Origin of the sequence: Actinoplanes sp. CA-030573, from assembly GCF_050951115.1 — a bacterium.
Lineage (GTDB): Bacteria > Actinomycetota > Actinomycetes > Mycobacteriales > Micromonosporaceae > Actinoplanes.
This window is the reverse complement of the sequence record NZ_CP192038.1, coordinates 2,038,570-2,057,655: the sequence shown is the minus strand read 5'-3', so window position 1 is coordinate 2,057,655 and position 19,086 is coordinate 2,038,570. Positions and strand designations below refer to the sequence as shown.

At 71.9% G+C, this 19,086-nt stretch carries 17 protein-coding genes and 1 pseudogene; 13 read left to right on the top strand and 5 right to left on the bottom strand.

The window, feature by feature from the left end; translation table 11 throughout:
* Positions 1 to 393: 393 nt before the first annotated feature.
* Positions 394 to 1,036 (bottom strand): annotated as a pseudogene (locus ACQP2F_RS09650) (hypothetical protein); the annotation flags it as partial.
* A gap of 401 nt (positions 1,037 to 1,437) precedes the next feature.
* Positions 1,438 to 1,926, bottom strand: coding sequence for an SAV_6107 family HEPN domain-containing protein (locus ACQP2F_RS09645; protein WP_433302621.1), 489 nt, complete (start codon positions 1,924 to 1,926; stop codon positions 1,438 to 1,440).
* Positions 1,927 to 2,360: 434 nt separating this feature from the next.
* Between ACQP2F_RS09645 and ACQP2F_RS09640 the strand changes: the two genes are divergently transcribed.
* The 9 genes from ACQP2F_RS09640 to ACQP2F_RS09600 are packed head-to-tail and all read left to right on the top strand — an operon-like array spanning position 2,361 to position 10,071.
* Complete coding sequence (locus ACQP2F_RS09640; protein ID WP_433302619.1) at positions 2,361 to 3,242, top strand: bifunctional helix-turn-helix transcriptional regulator/GNAT family N-acetyltransferase; 882 nt, start codon at positions 2,361 to 2,363, stop codon at positions 3,240 to 3,242.
* Positions 3,242 to 4,054, top strand: a complete 813-nt coding sequence (locus ACQP2F_RS09635; protein WP_433302617.1) for an SDR family NAD(P)-dependent oxidoreductase — start codon at positions 3,242 to 3,244, stop codon at positions 4,052 to 4,054. The genes ACQP2F_RS09640 and ACQP2F_RS09635 overlap by 1 nt, the downstream gene beginning before the upstream one ends.
* Positions 4,055 to 4,061: 7 nt before the next feature.
* Entirely contained in the window at positions 4,062 to 5,078 is a 1,017-nt protein-coding gene (locus tag ACQP2F_RS09630) for an aldo/keto reductase (protein ID WP_433302615.1), read from the top strand.
* A gap of 5 nt (positions 5,079 to 5,083) precedes the next feature.
* On the top strand, positions 5,084 to 5,557 hold the full coding sequence (locus ACQP2F_RS09625; RefSeq protein WP_433302613.1) for a YbaK/EbsC family protein: 474 nt from the start codon (positions 5,084 to 5,086) through the stop codon (positions 5,555 to 5,557).
* Between the two features lie 6 nt (positions 5,558 to 5,563).
* Complete coding sequence (locus tag ACQP2F_RS09620; protein WP_433302611.1) at positions 5,564 to 6,238, top strand: monooxygenase; 675 nt, start codon at positions 5,564 to 5,566, stop codon at positions 6,236 to 6,238.
* A complete protein-coding gene (locus ACQP2F_RS09615; RefSeq protein WP_433302610.1) occupies positions 6,235 to 6,813 on the top strand; it encodes a GNAT family N-acetyltransferase in 579 nt (192 codons plus the stop codon). Before ACQP2F_RS09620 ends, ACQP2F_RS09615 begins: the two co-directional genes overlap by 4 nt.
* Complete coding sequence (locus ACQP2F_RS09610) at positions 6,810 to 7,571, top strand: carotenoid biosynthesis protein (RefSeq protein WP_433302608.1); 762 nt, start codon at positions 6,810 to 6,812, stop codon at positions 7,569 to 7,571. The genes ACQP2F_RS09615 and ACQP2F_RS09610 overlap by 4 nt, the downstream gene beginning before the upstream one ends.
* On the top strand, positions 7,559 to 8,653 hold the full coding sequence (locus ACQP2F_RS09605; RefSeq protein WP_433302607.1) for a glycosyltransferase: 1,095 nt from the start codon (positions 7,559 to 7,561) through the stop codon (positions 8,651 to 8,653). Before ACQP2F_RS09610 ends, ACQP2F_RS09605 begins: the two co-directional genes overlap by 13 nt.
* On the top strand, positions 8,650 to 10,071 hold the full coding sequence (locus ACQP2F_RS09600) for a phytoene desaturase family protein (protein ID WP_433302605.1): 1,422 nt from the start codon (positions 8,650 to 8,652) through the stop codon (positions 10,069 to 10,071). The genes ACQP2F_RS09605 and ACQP2F_RS09600 overlap by 4 nt, the downstream gene beginning before the upstream one ends.
* Positions 10,072 to 11,371: 1,300 nt before the next feature.
* Here ACQP2F_RS09600 and ACQP2F_RS09595 read toward each other — a convergent pair.
* Complete coding sequence (locus tag ACQP2F_RS09595) at positions 11,372 to 13,066, bottom strand: hypothetical protein (protein ID WP_433302603.1); 1,695 nt, start codon at positions 13,064 to 13,066, stop codon at positions 11,372 to 11,374.
* A gap of 231 nt (positions 13,067 to 13,297) precedes the next feature.
* Between ACQP2F_RS09595 and ACQP2F_RS09590 the strand changes: the two genes are divergently transcribed.
* The gene (locus tag ACQP2F_RS09590) at positions 13,298 to 14,020 is read left to right on the top strand and encodes a maleylpyruvate isomerase family mycothiol-dependent enzyme (protein ID WP_433302601.1); all 723 of its coding nucleotides are present in this window, start codon (positions 13,298 to 13,300) and stop codon (positions 14,018 to 14,020) included.
* Between the two features lie 4 nt (positions 14,021 to 14,024).
* Here ACQP2F_RS09590 and ACQP2F_RS09585 read toward each other — a convergent pair whose 3' ends face one another.
* Positions 14,025 to 14,948, bottom strand: a complete 924-nt coding sequence (locus ACQP2F_RS09585) for a LysR family transcriptional regulator (protein WP_433302599.1) — start codon at positions 14,946 to 14,948, stop codon at positions 14,025 to 14,027.
* Positions 14,949 to 15,103: 155 nt separating this feature from the next.
* On the opposite strand from ACQP2F_RS09585, the gene ACQP2F_RS09580 reads away from it, so the two are divergent.
* Genes ACQP2F_RS09580 through ACQP2F_RS09570 form a run of 3 tightly spaced genes read left to right on the top strand, consistent with a single transcriptional unit; the run spans position 15,104 to position 18,431 of the window.
* Positions 15,104 to 15,736 (top strand): succinate dehydrogenase cytochrome b subunit, encoded by a 633-nt coding sequence (locus ACQP2F_RS09580; RefSeq protein WP_433307421.1) that lies wholly within the window; start codon positions 15,104 to 15,106, stop codon positions 15,734 to 15,736.
* 5 nt (positions 15,737 to 15,741) lie between these two features.
* A complete protein-coding gene (locus ACQP2F_RS09575) occupies positions 15,742 to 17,688 on the top strand; it encodes a fumarate reductase/succinate dehydrogenase flavoprotein subunit (RefSeq protein ID WP_433302597.1) in 1,947 nt (648 codons plus the stop codon).
* Complete coding sequence (locus ACQP2F_RS09570) at positions 17,688 to 18,431, top strand: succinate dehydrogenase/fumarate reductase iron-sulfur subunit (protein WP_433302595.1); 744 nt, start codon at positions 17,688 to 17,690, stop codon at positions 18,429 to 18,431. The genes ACQP2F_RS09575 and ACQP2F_RS09570 overlap by 1 nt, the downstream gene beginning before the upstream one ends.
* A gap of 39 nt (positions 18,432 to 18,470) precedes the next feature.
* On the opposite strand, the gene ACQP2F_RS09565 is transcribed toward ACQP2F_RS09570, so the two are convergent.
* Positions 18,471 to 19,055 (bottom strand): TetR/AcrR family transcriptional regulator, encoded by a 585-nt coding sequence (locus tag ACQP2F_RS09565; protein ID WP_433302593.1) that lies wholly within the window; start codon positions 19,053 to 19,055, stop codon positions 18,471 to 18,473.
* Positions 19,056 to 19,086 lie beyond the last annotated feature (31 nt).

The following is a 19,086-nucleotide window of genomic DNA, read 5'->3' as shown; positions in this document are numbered from 1 at the left end:
CCACCGCCGACTTCGCGGATCGGGCCGCCCGGCTCGCGGCACCGAGCGCGGAAAACCTCCGAGCGCCACGACGCGACGCCTCGAGCACTTCGGTCCGGACCGGGCGGCGAGAGAAGCGGATCACCGAGAAGGCCCGGCCATCGCGACTCGACAGCGCAAGCTCGCCGGCCGAGGACGCATGGCGACCGAGGCCCAGCGCGGAAGCGGGACGAGCATCGCGCCCGGGCTTCTCGGCGGGAAGCGGCCCATCCGGGCGATTCGGGCGGTCCGGGCCATCCTGGCGGTCCGAGCCGTCCGGACGATCGGGGCGATCCCGGCGGTCCGGGTGATCGCCGGAGTCGTGACCGTCCGAAGTGGTAGGTGTGGGCGGCAGGCTGAACGGGCTGACCGTGACGCCCGGCATCCACATGGTCAGCTCCTTGGGCCGGGCGGCCGCCCCCCGGCCGCGGGCCCGCACCGTGACCTCGCGGCGGCGCAGTCGGCCTCGGCCGGCGCCCAGGCCCTCCCAGCGGCCCTCGGTTACCTCCAGGGTGACGTCGGCGCCGTCCCAGCGGCCGAACGGCACCAGCACGCTGCCGCGCTGGCGGGCCCGCGCCACGAGGCGGCTGGCGATCGTGGGCGCTACCGGGCCGGGGACGGCCGCGACCACCACGTCGACGCCGTCGATCAGGGCGGCCACGACGGTGGGCCAGTCGGGGCCGGGGTTCGGCACGAGGGCCAGCCGGTCGAGGGCGATGCCGGTCTCGGCGGCGGCGAGCGCGCCCAGCGCCGGCACGCCGACCACCGCGCACCAGGAACCGGTTCGCGAGGCCTCGGCGAGCAGCGCCAGCAACAGGGACGTGCCGCCGCTGGCCGGCGCCGCCCGGCCGGTGGCGACCGCGACGGTGCTGCCCCGGCGCAACCCGCGACCGGGCAACAGGCCGCTCAGCTCGGGCGCCACCGGCAGCATCCGGTGCACACCGGGCTCGGCCGTCTCCCCGGCCGCCCGAACCAGTTCCGCAAGGGCGGCCGCACCGTTGATCATGCGTCCCGCCATCGGTGCCACGCTCCGTGTTGCCGTGTTTCTTCCCGTCCGGCCAATCCGGACGGAGGTGCTGAGTTACGGTGCTGCAAACTGATATTTCCGATAAATCGGGCGGGCCGGCGAGCGGGGGCGCCACCTAAGCAAAACCAGACGCTGGAAGGGCACGAACGACGACGGCGAAGCCCGATCGAATACACAAAGCGGACACACGAGCCGGACAGCCAAAGCGAAGCCGCCCAGCAAGCGGCAACCGAGCCACCCCGAGCCGCAGACCGGACCAACCCGAGCCGCAGACCGGACCACCCCGAACCGCAGACCGGACCACCCCGAACCGCGATCCGGAGGACCATCCGGCGGGGCTGTCGATCCGCCTGGGCCGGACCCACGCCGACCGGCCCGGGCGGGGAGACCCGTCAGGCGGCCAGCGGCGGCTGGTAGCTCAACCCCAGCGACGACTCGACCACGGCCACGAACTGCTCAGCGGCGCGCAGCAGGTCGTCGGCCTCTCGCGGGGTCACCACCCGCGGGATGCCGGCCTCGGCGGCGGCGCGCTTGGTGGCGCCCAGGGCGAAGTAGCCGGCCCAGTCGGCGAAGTCGGGGGCCACCAGCACCAGCAGGGACCAGACGCTGGTCACCTTGCTGCGGCGGCTGGGAGCGGCGGGGCGGGCCCGCGCGGCCAGCACCGCGGCGGCGGCGCGCAGGGCGGCCAGGTGGGCGGCCGCGTAGCGCAGGCCGTCGGGACGGGTTCGCGCCGCCTCGTCGAGACCCTGGCGGGCTATCGCCAGCAGCTGGGCGGGAGTGCGGTGCGGCAGCATGTGGGCCGGGACCGCGGGGGCCTCCGCCTGCGCCGCCGAGGTCGGCGCGTGCGCCCTCAGAAGGGCCGGCGCCGTGTTGCTCGCCATAGGTCGTTCTCCTCGCATGTGTCGCATCCGACGTACCGCTGTAACCGATGGGTCGAACCGATCGCTGCGGAGGAAGACGCAGCGCCGCGTGCGGCGAGCCGGCCGGGCGTGAAGCTTCCCCACACCACACCCGGCCGGACCATGCCGGCGGGTCCGTCGCCCACCACCCGGGGGTCGGGGGCGGCGGGCGACGGTCCTGCCTTGTCCGAGGGCGACCGGGCCCGCGAATGCCCGGAGCCTCTCTCTGTGCGGCACTTCGCGGGCGCCGCACCCCGGGGGCCGTGCCGCGAAACACCGCTCCCGGAGTCAGGGCGGTTGTTCGAAGCCTTGAGGGTGCTTTCGAACATCCGTTCTAACTACTCGAAGACTAGCACGCCTGTACGACAAAAACAGGCGTGGTTACCCCGGGAAAATTCTCTGACTATAGTCAGAGAATGGACCAGATCGAGCGTGTCCGTGACTTCAACCGCTACTACACGCGCAGCCTGGGCGTCCTCGGCGACCACTATCTGGGGCTGGAGCGGCCCTGGAGCGAGTCGCGCCTGCTCTTCGAGATCGGGGACGGCGCCGACCTGCGTGACCTGCGCACCCGGCTCGGCCTCGACTCCGGCTACCTGAGCCGGATGCTGCGCTCGCTCACCGACCAGGGCCTGGTCGAGGTGCGCCCGCACGACACCGACGGACGCGTACGCGTCGCCGTGCCCACCGCCGACGGCCGGGCGGCCCGGGCCGAGCTCGACGACCGCGCCCGCGGCAGCGTCGAGGCGATGCTCGGCCGGCTCACCCCGCGCCAGCGCGACCGCCTGATCGACGCGCAGGAGCAGGTCCGCCGCCTGCTCCGGATGGCCGCGGTGGAGATCGTCGCCGTCCCCGACGACGACCCGGCGGCCCGGGAGTGCCTGCGGCGATACGCGGCCGAGCTCGACACCCGCTTCCCCGAGGGCTATGACGAGAGCGCCCTGCTCCGCCCGGGCGAGCTGGCCGAGACGGGCGGCGAGTTCCTGCTGGCAAAAGAGGGCGCAAAGGAGGACGACCGAGAAGCCGCCGGCTGCGGCGCCTGGCAACCGCTGTCCGCCGACGCCGTAGAAATTCGCCACATATGGATAAATCCGGCGAACCGGGGACTGGGCCTCGGCCGCCGCATCCTCGACCGCCTGGAAAGCGGCGCCCAGGCGAGCGGCTATCGAACATTCCGGCTCGGCACCCACACTTCTCTGCCGGAGGCGGCGAGTCTGTACCGCAGCAGCGGGTACCACGAGATCCCCGCGTACAGCGACTCGTCGTACAACCAATTGAACTTCGAGAAGAGGACGTGATGGACCGGACCATCGTGATCACGGGGGCGAGCTCGGGTGTCGGCCTCGCCGCCGCCGAGCAGCTGGCCGCACAGGGCGACAACCTCGTCGTCGTCGGCCGCAATCCGGAACGGCTCGCCGAGGCGGTGCGGCGCGTCCGAAATGCCGGCCAGGGGCGCGAGCCCGGTCAGCTCCGGGCCGACTTCGAGTCGTTCGACCAGGTCCGCAGCCTCGCCGATCGGCTGCTCACGGCGTACCCGAAGATCGATGTTCTGGCCAACAACGCGGGCGGGATCATCAGCGAGTACCGGAGGACGAAGGACGGCTTCGAGGCCACCGTCCAGGGCAACCACCTCAGCCCGTTCCTGCTCACCCACCTGCTGCGCGAGCGCCTCGCCGGCGGCCGCGTGATCAACACGGCCTCCGAGGCGCACCGCCAGGGGCCGCCCGACCCGCGTGACTTCACCGGCGACCCCAAGACCTACAAAGCCTTCCGCGCGTACGGCGGGACGAAGTCGGCGAACATCCTCTTCACCTCGGAGGCACACCGCCGGTGGCCGGAGGTGTTCAGCCTGGCCTTCCACCCCGGCGTGGTCCGCTCGAACTTCGGCGACACCAAGGCGATGCGCCTCTTCTACCGGTACGCCCCGTTCCTGACCACGCCCGAGAAGGCCGGCGCGCTGCTGGCCTGGCTGGCCACCGCGCCCGAGACCGACCTGGTCGCCGGCGGCTACTACGTGGGTCACGACGTCAAGCAGCCGAAGCCGCACGCTGCCGACGCCGCGCTGGCCGCCGAGCTTTGGGACGCCAGCGCCGCGGCCGTCGGGCTATAAAGGCCCGATGAGATACCGGACCCTGGGAAGCAGCGGCCTGCGCGTGTCCGAGCTGATTCTCGGCGCGATGACCTTCGGCGAGCAGGGCGGCGTGGGCGCGCCGCTCGAGGAGTGCCGCAAGATCCTCGACGCGTACGAGGAGGCCGGCGGCAACACGGTCGACACGGCGATCAACTACCGGGACGGGCAGAGCGAGGAGTTCCTGGGCCAGTTGCTTTCCGGCCGGCGCGAGTCGTTCGTGCTGTCCAGCAAGTACACGAGCACCCGCAACGCCGACGACCCGAACGGCGGCGGCAACGCCCGGAAGAACCTGCGGGCCTCGCTCGAGACCAGCCTGCGCCGGCTGCGGACCGACTACCTGGACCTCTATTGGGTGCACGTGTGGGACAGATCCACGCCGATCGAGGAGACCATGCGGGCGCTCGATGACGCCGTACGGGCGGGAAAGGTCCTTTATGTAGGCATCTCCGACGCGCCCGCCTGGGTCGTCTCCCGCGGTCAGACGCTGGCCGAGTGGCACGGCTGGAGCCCGTTCACCGCCCTCCAGGTCCCGTACAACGTGATCGACCGCGACATCGAGCGCGAGCTGCTCCCGATGGCCGAGTCGCTCGGCATCGGCGTCACCGCGTGGAGCCCGCTCGCCGGCGGCATCCTCTCCGGCAAGTACACGCAAGCCGGTGGCGTCGCCGGGCCGAGCCGGCACGATCCCGCGAGCCTCACCGAGCCGCAGCGGGCGGCCGCGGTCGCCGTGCAGGCGGTGGCCGACGAGATCGGCGCCACCCCGTCGCAGGTCGCGATCGCCTGGACGGCCGCGCGCTCGAAGGCGGTCGTCCCGATCATCGGCGCCCGCTCGCTCGAGCAGGTGCTCGACAACCTGGGCGCGACCGAGGTGAGGCTCACCCGCGAGCAGATCGACCGGCTCGCGGCGGCGACCGATTTCACCCGCGGCTTCCCGCACGACTTCATCGACAACATCGCGCACTGGGTGTTCGGCAAGGGTCTGATCAGCGAAGAGACAGAATAGGCGGCATGGAAACCCATCCGAACGTGGTCGCGGTGCGCGAGGCGCTGGAGGCGGCCGGAGCGCGTACGTCCGAGATCGTGGTCCTGGACGAGGCGGTGCACACGGCGGTGGCCGCCGCCGAGGCGCTCGGCGTCGAGGTCGGCCAGATCGCCAACTCCCTGATCTTCGATGCCGAGGGCGAGCCGCTGCTGGTCCTGACCTCGGGCGCGCACCGGGTCGACACGGCCAAGGTCGCGGCCGGCCTCGGTCTCGCGAAGCTGCGCCGGGCCACCCCCGAGTTCGTCCGCGAGCACACCGGCCAGGCGATCGGTGGCGTCGCGCCGCTCGGCCACCCCAAGCCGGTGCGCACGCTGGTCGACGTCGACCTCGAGAAGTACGACGTGATCTGGGCGGCCGGCGGCGTACCCCGCGCGGTTTTCCCGATCACGTACGCCGAGCTGGTCCGGGTCACCGCGGGCACGCCGGCCGAGGTGGCCTGAGCGCCCATGCCGGTCACCCTGCACGTGTGGCGGGTGCCGCGCCGCCGGATCGGCGCGGCCATGCTGCGCATCGGTCTCCAGCGCCGCCCGCCCGCGGCCCGTTTCGTGAAGTTCCTGGGCACCGGCAGTGGCTTCGAGGTCAAGGACGCGGACTTGACGCGGTACGCGGCGGTGACCGTGAGCGACGAGCCGCTGGCGTTCCCGGCGTGGGACCGCCTGGCCGTGCAACGCGCCACGGTGGACCTCGAGCCCCTGGCCAGCCGGGGAAGCTGGTCGGGCAAGACGCCGTTCTCCGTTGACAAAAGCCGCAAATCGGATGGCATGGTGTTGGCGTTGACCCGGGCCCGCCTCCGCCCGTCCCGGACGCTGACGTTCTGGCGGGCGATCCCGCCGGTCGTCCGCGAGCTCGACGCGGCCCCCGGCCTGCTGGCCGGCTTCGGCATCGGGGAGGCGCCGATCGGCTGGCAGGGCACGGTCAGCGTGTGGCGTGATGGGGCGGACCTGACGCGGTTCGCGTACCGTCAGCCGGAGCACCGTGCGGTGATCGCACGCACGCCGCGTGACCGGTGGTACGCCGAGGAGCTGTTCGCCCGGTTCGCCGTGCGCGGCATCGCGGGCGACCGGTCGCTGCTGGGGTGGCGCGAAGAAGGGCCGCACGGAGAAGGGCAGACTGAGGCATGAGGCTCGTTGCGTGGCAGCCGGACGACCTGCTGCGGCGGCTCGACGACGTGGTCGCCGTCTACGGCGAGGCGATGGGCTACCGCCAGGAGCTGCTCCAGACCCGGCGCGGCTACATCGGCGCCCACGTCCGGCGGCCCGGATTCCGGGCGGTCGCCACGCTGACCACCGACGGGCGGCTCGCCGGCTTCGGGTACGGGTATACGTCGGGGCCCGGCCAGTGGTGGCACGACCAGGTGCGATCGGCCCTCGACGACCAGGGCCGCGAGCACTGGCTGAGCGACTGTTTCGAGGTCGTCGAGCTGCACGTGCGGCCGGCCGCCCAGGGCCACGGGATCGGCGCGCGCCAGTTGCGGGCGCTGCTGGCGATGGCCGACGGCAAGACCGTGCTGCTGTCCACCCCGGAGGCGGACGAGCAGAAGTCGCGGGCGTGGCGGCTCTACCGCCGGTTCGGCTTCGTCGACGTGCTGCGGCGGTTCTACTTCCCCGGGGACGAGCGGGCGTTCGCGATCCTGGGGCGGGAGCTGCCGCTCGTCGATCGGCCGGCCGAGGACGCACCGGGAATAGTCGGCATTTGATCCGGAAAATCGTGCCCTGGGCGCTTGTCGCGGCCCTGGTGCTGACGCAGATCTGCTACCCGTTGACTCACGGCGCGACTCGCGCCTCCTTCACCGTTTTAACCGTCTTATTGGGATATTTCCTGTCGGTCTTCCATGCCGCGCTCACCCGTGGCCCCCGGGCGGCGGCCGCTCTCGTCCTCACGGCCACCCTCGGTGGCTTCGCGGTCGAGGCGATCGGGGTCGCGACCGGCTTCCCGTTCGGCACGTACGACTATTCCGGCCAGCTCGGTCCCAAGCTTCTGGGCGTCCCCCTCGTCATCCCGCTGGCGTGGACGTGGATGGCCTGGCCGGCCTGGCTGGCGGCGACCCGCCTCGCCGCATCCGGGCCGGCCCGCGTCCTCATCGCCGGTTTCGGCCTCGCCGCCTGGGACGTCTTCCTCGACCCGCAGATGGTCGGCGAGGGCTACTGGCGCTGGCAGCACCCGACGCCCGCGCTGCCCGGCGTGCCCGGCGTCCCGATCGGCAACTACGTCGGCTGGCTCGGCTTCGCCCTGGTCCTGATGACCGCACTGGCTGCGGCCGGCGGCGCGAGCGTGAAAACCCCGTCCGCCGCCGACGCGCCGATCATCACGCTCTGGGTCTGGACGTACGCTTCCAGCGTGCTCGCCCACGCCGTGTTCCTGCACCTGCCCGGCTCCGCGGCGTGGGGCGCCCTGCTGATGGGCGCCGCCGTCCTCCCCCTGGCCGTGGTCGGGTGGCGCCGATGGCGTGGCTGATCCTGCTGCCCTGGCTGGCGCTGACCGCCCACACGGCCGTCAACGCTCTCCTCCTGCGGCGCCTGTCCGCGACCGGCCGGACGGACGAGAAGATCGCGGTGCTGCTCCCCCTGCGGAACGAGGCCGACCGGGTCACCCCGTGCCTGGAGGCCCTGCTCGCCCAGCGCGGCGTGCCGCATCTGACGATCTACGTCCTGGACGACGGCTCGACCGACGGGACGGCCGAGGTGGTGCGATCGGTCGCCGGTGACAAGGTCCGCCTGCTCACCGGCGAGCCGCTGCCCCCCGGCCGGCTGGGCAAGCCGCACGCCTGCGACCAGCTGGCACGGGCCGCCGGCGACGCCGACCTGCTGTCCTTCGTGGATGCCGACGTCGTGCTCGAGCCGCACGCGCTCGCCGCGGCCGCAACCCTCCTGCGCCGGTACGACCTCACGCTGCTCTCCCCGTACCCCCGGATCACCGGAACCGGCCGCCTGGTCCAGCCGCTGCTGCAATGGTCCTGGCTCACGTTCCTCCCCCTGCGCGCGATGGAACGCTCCCCCCGGCCGTCGCTCGCCGCGGCCGGAGGCCAGTGGCTGATGGCCGATCGGCCGGGTTACCTCGCGTCCGGCGGCCATGCCGGCGTGGACACCGAGGTCCTCGAGGACATCGCGCTCGCCCGCCAGGTCAAGCGCGCGGGCGGCCGCATCGCCCTCGCCGACGCGTCCGGGCAGGCCACCTGCCGCATGTACACGTCCTGGCGCGACCTCACCGCCGGCTACACCAAGTCGCTCTGGGCGTCCTTCGGCTCCGGTCCGGCGGCGGCTCTCGTCGTGGTCCTTCTCCTTCTGCTGTACGCGCTGCCGCCCGTCGCCGCGGTGGTCCTCTGCTTCACCGGACCCCGCCTCCTGGCTGCCGTCGCCGCGGTCGCCTACCTGCTCGGCGTGGCCGGCCGCGCGATCGCCGCCGCGGCCACCGGCGGCCCCCGGTGGCCGGACCCGCTCGCCCAGCCGGCGTCGATCGCCGCCTTCGCGTGGCTGGTGGCCCGCTCGTTCCGGCTTCGGAGCCAGGGCCGCCTGGCGTGGCGAGGGAGGTCGCTGTGAGCCGCATCGTCGTGATCGGGGCGGGCGTGGGCGGATTGGCCGCCGCCATCCGGCTGGCCGAGGCCGGCCACGAGGTCGAGGTGCACGAGCGCGCGCCGGTCGTCGGCGGCAAGCTGGCCGTCTTCGAGCGGGACGGGTTCCGCTTCGACACCGGCCCGAGCCTGCTGACGCTTCCCCAGGTCTTCGACGACCTCGGCCTCGGCCTGTCGCCCACGCCGCTGGACCCGGTCGTCCGGCACTTCTTCCCCGACGGCACCGTCCTCGACTCGTCGGCGAACCACGAGGTCTTCGCCGACCGGATCGCCGCCGCGCTGGGCCCGGCCGCGGCCGCGGAGTGGCGGCACTTCTGGCGCCGGGCCGCCCGCATCTGGGGCGCCTCGTGGCGTTCGGTGCTGCGGCATCCGGTCACCCCGGCCACGCTGGCCGGCCTGTCCTGGCGCTTGACCGACCTGGCCGCGATCGCTCCCGGCCGCTCGCTGCGCGACCTCGGCCACCGTTACTTCCGCGACCCGCGGCTGCGCATGCTGCTCGACCGCTACGCGACCTACACCGGCGCCGACCCGCGCCGCGCGCCCGCCGCCCTGGCCGCCATCCCCTACGCCGAGCTCGAGTTCGGCGGCTGGTACCTGCCGGGCGGCCTGGGCACCATCGCCGGCGCGATGGCCGACCGCTGCGCCGCCCTCGGCGTACGGGTGCACCTGGGTTCGGAGGTTTCCGGTGTTGATCGTTCCGGCGTCCGCCTGGCCGACGGCTCGCCGGCCAAGGCGGACGTGATCGTGTCCGATGTGGACGCCCTGACCCTGTACCGCGACCTGCTGCCGACGCCGTCCCGCCTGCGCACCCTGTCCGACCGCAGCCTGGCCGGCTTCGTGCTGCTGCTCGGCGTCCGCGGCGAGACGCCGCAGCTGGCCCACCACAACGTCTTCTTCCCGCCCTACTACGACGCCGAGTTCGACGCCATCTTCGGCACCGCCGCCCGCCGCGCCCGCCCCGCCGACGACCCCGCCGTCTTCGTCACCCGCGCCACCGACCCCGAGGTCCACCCGCCCGGTTGCGAGGCCTGGTTCATCCTGGTGAACGCCCCCCGCCACGGCACGACCTGGCAGTCCACCGACTGGACCCGCCCCGCCCTGCGCGAGGCCTACGCCGACCACATCCTGGCCGTCCTGGCCCGCCGCGGCCTGGACGTGCGCGACCGCATCCTGTTCCGCGAGATCCGCACCCCCGCCGACCTGGCCACCGCAACCGCCACCCCCGGCGGCGCCATCTACGGCACGACCGGCGGCTTGCTGCGCCCCCCGAACCGAGGCCCACTCCCCAACCTGTACCTGGTAGGAGGCTCAGTCCACCCCGGCGGCGGCCTCCCGATGGTCACCCTTTCGGCCGAGATAGTCGCCGCCCAGATAGGCCCCGCCTGACGCCCGCATCCGCCGCCGGCCCGCGTCCGCCGCCGGCCCGATTCCGCCGCCCGCCCGCATCCGCCGCCCGCCCGATGCAGCCGACCGCCCGAGTCCGCCGCCCGCTCGCAGCGGCCGCCCGCCCGGGTCGGCGACCGGCCCGAGTCCGCCGACCGCACGAGTCCGCCGCCCGCTCGCAGCGGCCGCCCGCCCGGGTCCGCGACCGGCCCGAGTCTGCCGACCGCACTAAGCCGCCGCCCGCCCGAGTGCACCACCGGCCTGAGTCCGCCGCTCGCCCGACCGCCCACCGCTCCGGCCGGGTGGCGCGGGGAGTCCCAGGCCCGCCGCGCCCTTTGCTCTGCTTACCAATACGCGCAGTCGCGGGCGGCTCCGGTGAGGGATGAAGAGTTCGTGCGTCCCCCTCGCACATTCTCTTCAAGATCTGAGCCGTGGCGACGGACGATGCCGACAAAGTTCGCATCTCATCAACGGCGCGCTCACCGCGGCGCCCGATCGAGGCCGCGCGTATTGGTAAGCAGAGCAAAGGGGCCGCAAACGCACTCGGGAAGCGGCCGACGGAGTGTCCAAGCATCGAGTGGCGAGCGCCGAACGCCGGGACGCGACAACGAGCGGCAGGAGCCACGCACAGCTGCAGGCGGCGAGTGCAGGACACCACGACGACCGGCACGCTCAGAGCAGGACGGCGCGCGGTGAGCGCACGGCATGAAGGCAAGTTGGGGCGTCCCGGCGAGCACCAGGTCGCCCCGGCGAATGGCGGGGCAGCCCGACCGGGTGGCGGGCGGCCCGAGTGAGTGGCGGGCAGCCCGAGCGGGTGGTGGGCAGCCCGAGCGGGTGGTGGGCAGCCCGAGCGGGTGGTGGGCGGTGCGGCAGGGCAAGCAACGACGGCGAGCGGCCTGCACGGGGCGCGGCTGCGTGCGGGAGCTTAGGGCGCCCACGGCGCGCTCGACCCGCCACGGCGAGTGGCAGGCTCGGGCGTCGCGCGAGCGGCAGGCTCGCGCGTCGCGGTGAGCGGCGGGGCGTTTCGCGGGCCGGCGGTCGCCATCGAGCCTGCTGACGGGCGCGGAGGACGGGCGGCGAGGGACGCGGGCGGGTGGCGGTGGCGGTGGCGGGCGCGCAGCGCGGGTGGCGGTCGCGGGCGCGCAGCGCGGGTGGCGGTCGCGGACGCGCAGCGCGAGTGGCGGTCACGGACGCGCAGCGCGAGTGGCGGTCACGGACGCGCAGCGCGGGCGGCGGTGGCGGGCGCGCAGCGCGGGCGGCGGTGGCGGGCCAGGGCGACGAGGACGACGGCGGCGGGGGGCGGCTAGCTGGGGGCGTGGGCGGCCAGGAAGGCCTTTGCCATCGCGGACGCCAGGTCGGCCGGGTCGCGGGCGGCGATGGCCTTGCCGTCGGTCAGCCTGGCCATGTCGGTGAGGGTGGCCATGTCGGCGTCGGGGCCGAAGCCTACGCCGATGATGGGGACCTGGCGCTCGCGGTCCTGGGACTTGGCCAGGCGGTCGAGGAAGGTCTTCTTCGGCATGGCGTATCTCGACTCGGCGTCGGCGCCGTCGCTGAGGACGATCATCAGGGTGATGGCGCCCGGCTTGACGTGGGGGCGCATCGCGGACTGGGCGTCGAGGATGGTCTGGAACAGTGGGGTGCCGGCCTCGTTCGGCGCCTTGTAGCCGCCGATGGCGGCGGCCATCGCGGCTCGGCGGGTGCGGGCGCCGACCTTGTCGTTGATGGGGCCGAACGGGACCATCTCGGTGTGCGGCGGGGACGTCGGCGCGGGGGTGTTGAAGAACCACAGGCCGACGCTGGTCTCGTCGCCGAACAGCTGGGTGGCGGCCAGGCCCGACTGGCGGAGCAGGCCCGCCTTGGTGGTCTTGCGGCCGGCCTTGTCGACGGCCGGCTTGTTCATCGAGCCGGACGCGTCGATCAGCAGCAGGACCTGGAAGGCGAGCGTGCGGTACTGCGCCCACTGCAGGGCGGGCGCGAGGAGCTTGTCGGAGCGGTCCGGCACCTTGATCGTGTGGGGCGTCGCGTACGTCCGGAAGCCCGCATCGGTGAGGGCCGCCTTGCCGATCGCCGCCCGCAGGCGCTCGGCCAGCGCGGGCTGCCGGGTCGTGGTCGAGATCGCGAAGGGATAGTCGGCCTCGATCAGGCCGTCCGACGGGTAGGAGCCCTTGAGCGCGATCGGGTGCCCGGCGTGCTGGTACGTCGTCAGCTGCTGCTCGGTGATCGGGAAGACCCCGACGTCGGCGGCGGCGGCCCCGGCGTCGGTCTGGGCGCCCACCCGGCGCAGCAGGTCGGCGGGGTCGGCCGCGGCGTCCTTGAGCCGGCTGCGCAGGGTCAGCGCCCGCAGCTGGGCGATCCCGGCGTCGGGCGTGCTCTCGTCCATCGCCGACTGGATGGCGTAGACGGCGAGCATGCCGACGCTGCTGTGCAACGGGTCGGGCATGGTGACCGCCGGGATCTGGTGACCGGCCACCCCGGCCATCAGCTGCATCCACGTGGTCTTGTCGCCCGTGGCGAACCGGCCGGCGATCGGGGCCGGCGCGGCGAGCACGATCGGGCTGCGGGCGATCGGGCCACCGTCCACCCGGTACGCCTCGACGCCGCCGACCAACGAGATGCGCAGCCAGGCGCTGGACGAGGGGATCCAGACATCCGGCTGCTCGGGCGCGATGGCGGTGACCGCCGGCTCCTGGGCGGTGACACCGATCGGCCCGCAGTCCCGGTCGTTGTTGATCGTGCGCGCCGCGCTCTCGACCACGGGGGCGATCTCGGGCGCGGCGACGACGCGCAGAACCGTGTCGGAGCACGGCCCGGCCGGCCGGGCGGCCTGCTCCTGCGGCTTCTGCGAGTAGAGCCACCAGGTCGTGCCGCCGGCCACCAGCACCAGCACGGTCACGATCATGGCGGTCAGCATGAGCCGGACGCCGGCGGTCATCGGCTGCTGCTCGGGATCGTGCTCGGGCAGATGCGCGGTCGCGTCGTGCCACGAGTGATCGGACATGCCAGCACCGCCTTTCCGAAGCCCGCCGGGAAGGGCCGAATGGTAGCCCCAATCGGCGGCCCGGCAACAGCGACCGGGAAACGCCCAGAAACGCCTGCGGATACGGACCGTCGCGAAAGGACTTCAAGATCTCGAAATAACGTCGCCGACCGCGGCAAGATCGGAATGCCGTGAACGCGGGCGGTAACGATCAACCCGTGACGATCAACGGAAAAAGGTAGGGTCACGATCATGGATTGGCTGACGCCCGAGCGGTATGCCGCCGCGATCAGGTCCGAGACGGCCCGGTTCGCCGCGGCCCTCGTCCGCCGCGACGACGCCGAGCAGATCGTCACCTGTCCGGAGTGGACCGTCCGCGACCTCGCCACCCACGTCGGCACCGGTCATCGCCTGGCCGCCGGGATCATCGAGGAGCGGCGCGACAGCATGGCCGAGTACGTGCTCGTCGATGCCCCGCCCGAGCAGCCCGACTGGCCGGAATGGCTGGACGAGGGCGTGACCAGGCTGAACGCCGCCGTCGACGACCTCGGCTTCCACGGCCGGGTCTGGACCTGGATGCCGCAGCACCAGATCGCCGGCTTCTGGCAGCGCCGCATGCTGCACGACCTGATCGTTCATCGCTTCGACGCCGACCCGGACGGGAGGATCGCCGATCTCGACATCGATCTCGCCGCCGACGGCGTAGCCGACATGCTGCTCACCCTCGAGTACTTCAAGCGGCCGACCGGCACCGGGGAGACGGTGCAGTTCCAGGCCACCGACACGGGCCAGGGCTGGCATGTCACGCTCCACCCCGGGGGCATCTCGTGGCGGCCGGAAACCGCGCCGGCCGACGTCACGATCGAGGCCCCGGTGAAAGACCTGTTACTGATCATCAATCGGCGCCGCGTGCCGGAAATGATCGAGGGCAACGCCGCGCTCTACGACCATTGGCGAACGAACACGCAATTCTGAAGAGCTACAACGGGCGTACGCCGGAAGGAAGCTCCTCGGTCGCGACATGCGCGAGCAAAGTCGCCCGCAGCGCTTCCGCGGCATGCGGCAGCACCGACCGCTTCCGGTGGGCCAGCGCGATCGTCCGGCGCATGCCGGGCGGAGCGAGCGGCGTCGCCCGCAGCAGGGGCCGGTTGGCCAGCACCATGCTCGGCACCAGCGCCACCCCCAGCCCGGCCTCGACGAACGCCAGCACCGCGTCCATCTCGCCGCCCTCGACCGCGAACTTCGGGGTGAACCCGGCCTGCCGGCACGCCTCCAGAGTCACGCCGCGGATGTCGTAGCCGGCCCGGAACATGACCAGCGGCGTGTGCTCCAGTTCCGACAAGGCGATCTGCGGGTACGTGGTGGGCGGCGGCCGGTCGAAGGCGGAGGCCACCACCAGGCTCTCGCGCAGCACCGGCGTGGTGGTCAGCGCCGGGTCGACGCCCTCGTCCGGCTGCACGATCAGGGCCAGGTCCAGGGTGTGCGCGAGCAGGTTCTCGATCAGGTCCTGGGAGCTGCCCTCGTTCACGTACAGCTGGATGTCGGGGTGCCCGGCCCGGAAGGTCCGCAGCACCTCGGGCACCAGTGAGCTGCAGAGACTCGGCGTCGCACCGAGCCGCACGTCCCCCCGGCGCAGGCCGACGATGTCCTGCACCGCCTCGCGCGCGGCGTCCGCGTCGGCCACCATCCGCTGCGCCATCGGCAGCAGCGTCTCGCCCGCGACGGTCAGCGTGACGGCGCCGCGGATCCGCTCGAACAGCGGCGCGCCGAGGCTCTGTTCGAGGGTGTGAATCTGCTTACTGAGAGTCGGCTGGGAGACGCCCAGATTGTCCGCCGCTTGGGTGAAATGCCGTGTTTCCACGACCGCCAGGAAGTATCGAAGCTGTTGCAACTGCACCGTCATAGCCTATCGCTATGAACACCTACCCGATCATGCATTAGACGAATCGCCAGAGGCTTTCTACCGTCAGATCCGTGGCGGTAGACACGAAAGTTCCCCCGGTGGCCAAGATCGCCCCGGCGCGGAAGCGGACCTCGTCCGTGGCGCTGAAGATCTTCATGGCGGTGACCGGCATCCTGCTGGTGCTGTTCCTGTATGTGCACATGATCGGCAACCTGAAGATCTTCTTCGGCGAGACGACGTTCGACCACTACGCGCACTGGCTGCGCTCGATCGGCACGCCCCTGCTGCCGAGCGATTGGTACCTGTGGATACAGCGCGGCGGCCTGACGATCGCGGTCCTCGGGCACATCGCGGCGGCGACCATCCTCGCCCGGCGCGCCCGGCAGGCCCGGCCGGTCAAGTACGCGCACCGGCCCAAGGTGCAGGGCAGCTACGCGGCGCGCACGATGCGGTGGGGCGGCGTGATCGTCCTGCTCTTCGTGATCTACCACATCCTGGACCTGACCACGCTCACCCTCAACCCCAAGGGCGAGGCCGGGCACCCGTACGCGAACGTGGTCGCCGATTTCGCACCGGGCCGCTGGTACGTGACCCTCTTCTACACCGTCGCGATCGTGGCGGTCGGCTTCCACCTGCGGCACGGCCTGTGGAGCGCGGTGCGCACGCTCGGCCAGCAGACCGCCCGGGGCGAGCGCATCGCCCGTACGACCGCCCTGGTCCTGTCCTTGATTTTGGTCGTCGGTTACCTGTCGGTGCCGTTCGCGGTCCTGACCGGATTGGTGGGTTGAGGAAGATGCCGGAATTCTGGAACGACGGCGACCCGATCGCCGACACCGCCGCCCCCGACGGCCCGATCGAGACCCGCTGGGAGCGCCGCAAGTTCTCGGCCAAGCTGGTCAACCCGGCCAACCGCCGCAAGCTGACGGTGATCGTGGTCGGCACCGGCCTGGCCGGCGGATCGGCCGCGGCGACCCTGGCCGAGGCCGGCTACCACGTCAAGTCGTACTGCTACCAGGACAGCCCGCGCCGGGCGCACTCGATCGCGGCCCAGGGCGGCATCAACGCGGCCAAGAACTACCGCAACGACGGCGACTCGATCTACCGGCTGTTCTACGACACGGTCAAGGGCGGCGACTTCCGCGCCCGTGAGTCCAACGTCTACCGGCTGGCCAGCGTGTCGGTGAACATCATCGACCAGTGCGTGGCCCAGGGCGTCCCGTTCGCCCGCGAGTACGGCGGCCTGCTCGACAACCGCTCGTTCGGCGGCACGCAGGTGTCCCGTACGTTCTACGCCCGGGGCCAGACGGGCCAGCAGCTGCTGCTCGGCGCCTACCAGGCGATGGAGCGGCAGATCGGCCTCGGCAACATCGAGATGAACGCGCGGCACGAGATGCTCGAGCTGATCGTGGTCGACGGCAAGGCCCGCGGCATCGTGGTCCGGGACATGGTCACCGGCGAGATCACCACCGAGATGGCCGACGCCGTGGTGCTGGCCTCCGGCGGATACGGCAACGTCTTCTTCCTCTCGACCAACGCCAAGGGCTGCAACGTCACCGCGTCGTGGCGGGCGCACCGCAAGGGCGCCCTCTTCGGGAACCCCTGCTACACCCAGATCCACCCGACCTGCATCCCGGAGTCGGGCACGCACCAGTCGAAGCTCACGCTGATGAGCGAGTCGCTGCGCAACGACGGCCGGGTCTGGGTGCCGCTCGCCCGCGGCGACCAGCGCGCTCCGGGCGACATCCCCGAGGACGAGCGCGACTACTACCTCGAGCGGATCTACCCGTCGTTCGGCAACCTGGTTCCGCGTGACATCGCGTCGCGCGCGGCCAAGAACGTCTGCGACGAGGGGCGCGGCGTCGGTCCCGGCGGGCTGGGCGTCTACCTCGACTTCGCGGACGCGATCCAGCGGCTGGGCAAGAAGGCGGTCGAGGCCAAGTACGGCAACCTCTTCGAGATGTACCAGCGGATCACCGGCGAGGACCCGTACGTCACGCCGATGCGGATCTACCCCGCGGTGCACTACACGATGGGCGGGCTCTGGGTCGACTACGACCTGCAGTCGACGATCCCGGGCCTGTTCGTGGTGGGCGAGGCCAACTTCTCCGACCACGGCGCCAACCGGCTGGGCGCGTCGGCGCTGATGCAGGGCCTGGGCGATGGTTACTTCGTGCTCCCGACGACCCTCGGGAACTACCTGGCGTCGGGGCCTTACGCCCCGGTTTCGCAAGATCACGAAGAGGTGGTGGCGGCGCGGAAGGCGGTCGAGGACCGCATCGCGAAACTGCTGTCGATCAACGGCGACCGTACGGTCGACTCGTTCCACCGCGAGCTCGGTCACATCATGTGGGAGTACTGCGGCATGGAGCGCACCGAGGAGGGCCTGACCAAGGCCATCGGGCTGATCCGGTCGCTCCGCGACGAGTTCTGGCAGCGGGTCAAGGTGCCCGGCACCGGCGAGCAGCTGAACCAGAACCTGGAGAAGGCCGGCCGGGTCGCCGACTTCTTCGAGCTGGCCGAGCTGATGTGCATCGACGCCCTGCACCGCCGGGAGTCGTGCGGCGGCCACTTCCGGGCCGAGTCGCAGACCCCGGACGGCGAGGCCCTGCGCCACGACGACGAGTTCAGCTACGTCGCGGCCTGGGAGTACGCCGGCGCTTCCCCGGACGGCAAGCCGACCCTGCACAAGGAACAGCTCGAGTTCGAGTACGTCCACCCCAGCACCCGGAGCTACAAGTAATGGACATCCAGGTTCGCGTGTGGCGCCAGTCCGACGCTTCGGACTTCGGCCGCATGGTCACGTACGACGTGAAGGACATCTCGCCCGACGCCTCCTTCCTGGAGATGCTGGACGTCCTGAACGAGAAGCTGATCCTCGACGGGGACGACCCGATCGCGTTCGACCACGACTGCCGCGAGGGCATCTGCGGCATGTGCAGCATGGTGATCGACGGGGTGGCGCACGGTCCCGAGCGGGCCACCACCACCTGCCAGCTGCACATGCGGCACTTCAAGGACGGCGACGTGATCGACGTCGAGCCGTGGCGGGCGTCGGCCTTCCCGGTCATCAAGGACCTGGTCGTCGACCGCAGCGCGTTCGACAAGATCATCCAGGCCGGCGGCTACATCACGGCCCCGACCGGGGCGGCCCCCGAGGCGCACGCGACGCCGGTGCCCAAGAAGGACGCCGACCTGGCGTTCGAGGCGGCCACCTGCATCGGCTGCGGCGCGTGCGTGGCGGCCTGCCCGAACGGCTCGGCCATGCTGTTCACCGCCGCGAAGGTGGCCCACCTCGGCCTCATGCCGCAAGGTCAGCCCGAGCGCGACTCCCGGGTCATCGACATGCTCCAGGCGCAGGACGACGCCGGCTTCGGCGGGTGCACCAACGCCGGCGAGTGCACCACGGTCTGCCCCAAGGGCATCCCGCTGACGCTGATCGGCCGCCTGAACAGCGACTACCGCAAGGCCCTGAAGAACCGCTGATCTCCGGGCCGGGCACAACGGCGTGCCCGGCACGGCACCTCAGTCCTCTCGGTAACGGATCCCCGCGTACAGGAAATCGGTCAAGGTCTTGATCGCCTGCTCGTCGGGGATCTTGTCCATCCAGGTGTCGGCGAACGTCGAGACCAGCAACTGGAAGATGGACGCGAGCACCTCCGGGTCGGCCGACGGGCCGGCCTTCTCCATGTGGTGCGAGAGGTGCACGACGTCGGGCCGGAGCATCTCGCGCTGCACCTCGTCGAAGTGCGGGTCGACGATCGCCGCCTGACGCAGCGCCTCGATGACCGTGCGGTGCCGGCGGTAGACCGACCAGTACTGCATGATGTGCCAGCGGATCGCCTCGCGGTCGGAGAAGTCGTCCGAGTGCTCCTCGAGCAGCGCGCTCTCGTCCCCCTCCGCCAGCAGGTCGGCCATCAGCGCCCGCAGCAGCTCCTCCTTGCCGGCGAAATGCTGGTAGAACGATCCGGTCGCCCGACCCGCCTCCGCCGTGATGTCCGTGATCTTGGCGTTGAGATAGCCCACCCGCGCGAAGACCCGGACCGCCGCCGCCTTGAGTTCCGCCTCGGTCTGCGCCGCACGAAGCTTGCGCACACCCGTTTCCGCCATTGACGCAGGATATCAAGCTGCCGTACGGTGA

Coding starts and splice junctions, on each gene's coding strand:
- ACQP2F_RS09565 (WP_433302593.1), bottom strand. CDS start 19,055: ATGGCGGAAACGGGTGTGCGCAAGCTTCGTGCGGCGCAGACCGAGGCG.
- ACQP2F_RS09630 (WP_433302615.1), top strand. CDS start 4,062: ATGAGATACCGGACCCTGGGAAGCAGCGGCCTGCGCGTGTCCGAGCTG.
- ACQP2F_RS09570 (WP_433302595.1), top strand. CDS start 17,688: ATGGACATCCAGGTTCGCGTGTGGCGCCAGTCCGACGCTTCGGACTTC.
- ACQP2F_RS09640 (WP_433302619.1), top strand. CDS start 2,361: ATGGACCAGATCGAGCGTGTCCGTGACTTCAACCGCTACTACACGCGC.
- ACQP2F_RS09590 (WP_433302601.1), top strand. CDS start 13,298: ATGGATTGGCTGACGCCCGAGCGGTATGCCGCCGCGATCAGGTCCGAG.
- ACQP2F_RS09580 (WP_433307421.1), top strand. CDS start 15,104: ATGGCGGTGACCGGCATCCTGCTGGTGCTGTTCCTGTATGTGCACATG.
- ACQP2F_RS09585 (WP_433302599.1), bottom strand. CDS start 14,948: ATGACGGTGCAGTTGCAACAGCTTCGATACTTCCTGGCGGTCGTGGAA.
- ACQP2F_RS09575 (WP_433302597.1), top strand. CDS start 15,742: ATGCCGGAATTCTGGAACGACGGCGACCCGATCGCCGACACCGCCGCC.
- ACQP2F_RS09595 (WP_433302603.1), bottom strand. CDS start 13,066: ATGTCCGATCACTCGTGGCACGACGCGACCGCGCATCTGCCCGAGCAC.
- ACQP2F_RS09620 (WP_433302611.1), top strand. CDS start 5,564: ATGCCGGTCACCCTGCACGTGTGGCGGGTGCCGCGCCGCCGGATCGGC.
- ACQP2F_RS09645 (WP_433302621.1), bottom strand. CDS start 1,926: ATGGCGAGCAACACGGCGCCGGCCCTTCTGAGGGCGCACGCGCCGACC.
- ACQP2F_RS09605 (WP_433302607.1), top strand. CDS start 7,559: ATGGCGTGGCTGATCCTGCTGCCCTGGCTGGCGCTGACCGCCCACACG.
- ACQP2F_RS09625 (WP_433302613.1), top strand. CDS start 5,084: ATGGAAACCCATCCGAACGTGGTCGCGGTGCGCGAGGCGCTGGAGGCG.
- ACQP2F_RS09635 (WP_433302617.1), top strand. CDS start 3,242: ATGGACCGGACCATCGTGATCACGGGGGCGAGCTCGGGTGTCGGCCTC.
- ACQP2F_RS09615 (WP_433302610.1), top strand. CDS start 6,235: ATGAGGCTCGTTGCGTGGCAGCCGGACGACCTGCTGCGGCGGCTCGAC.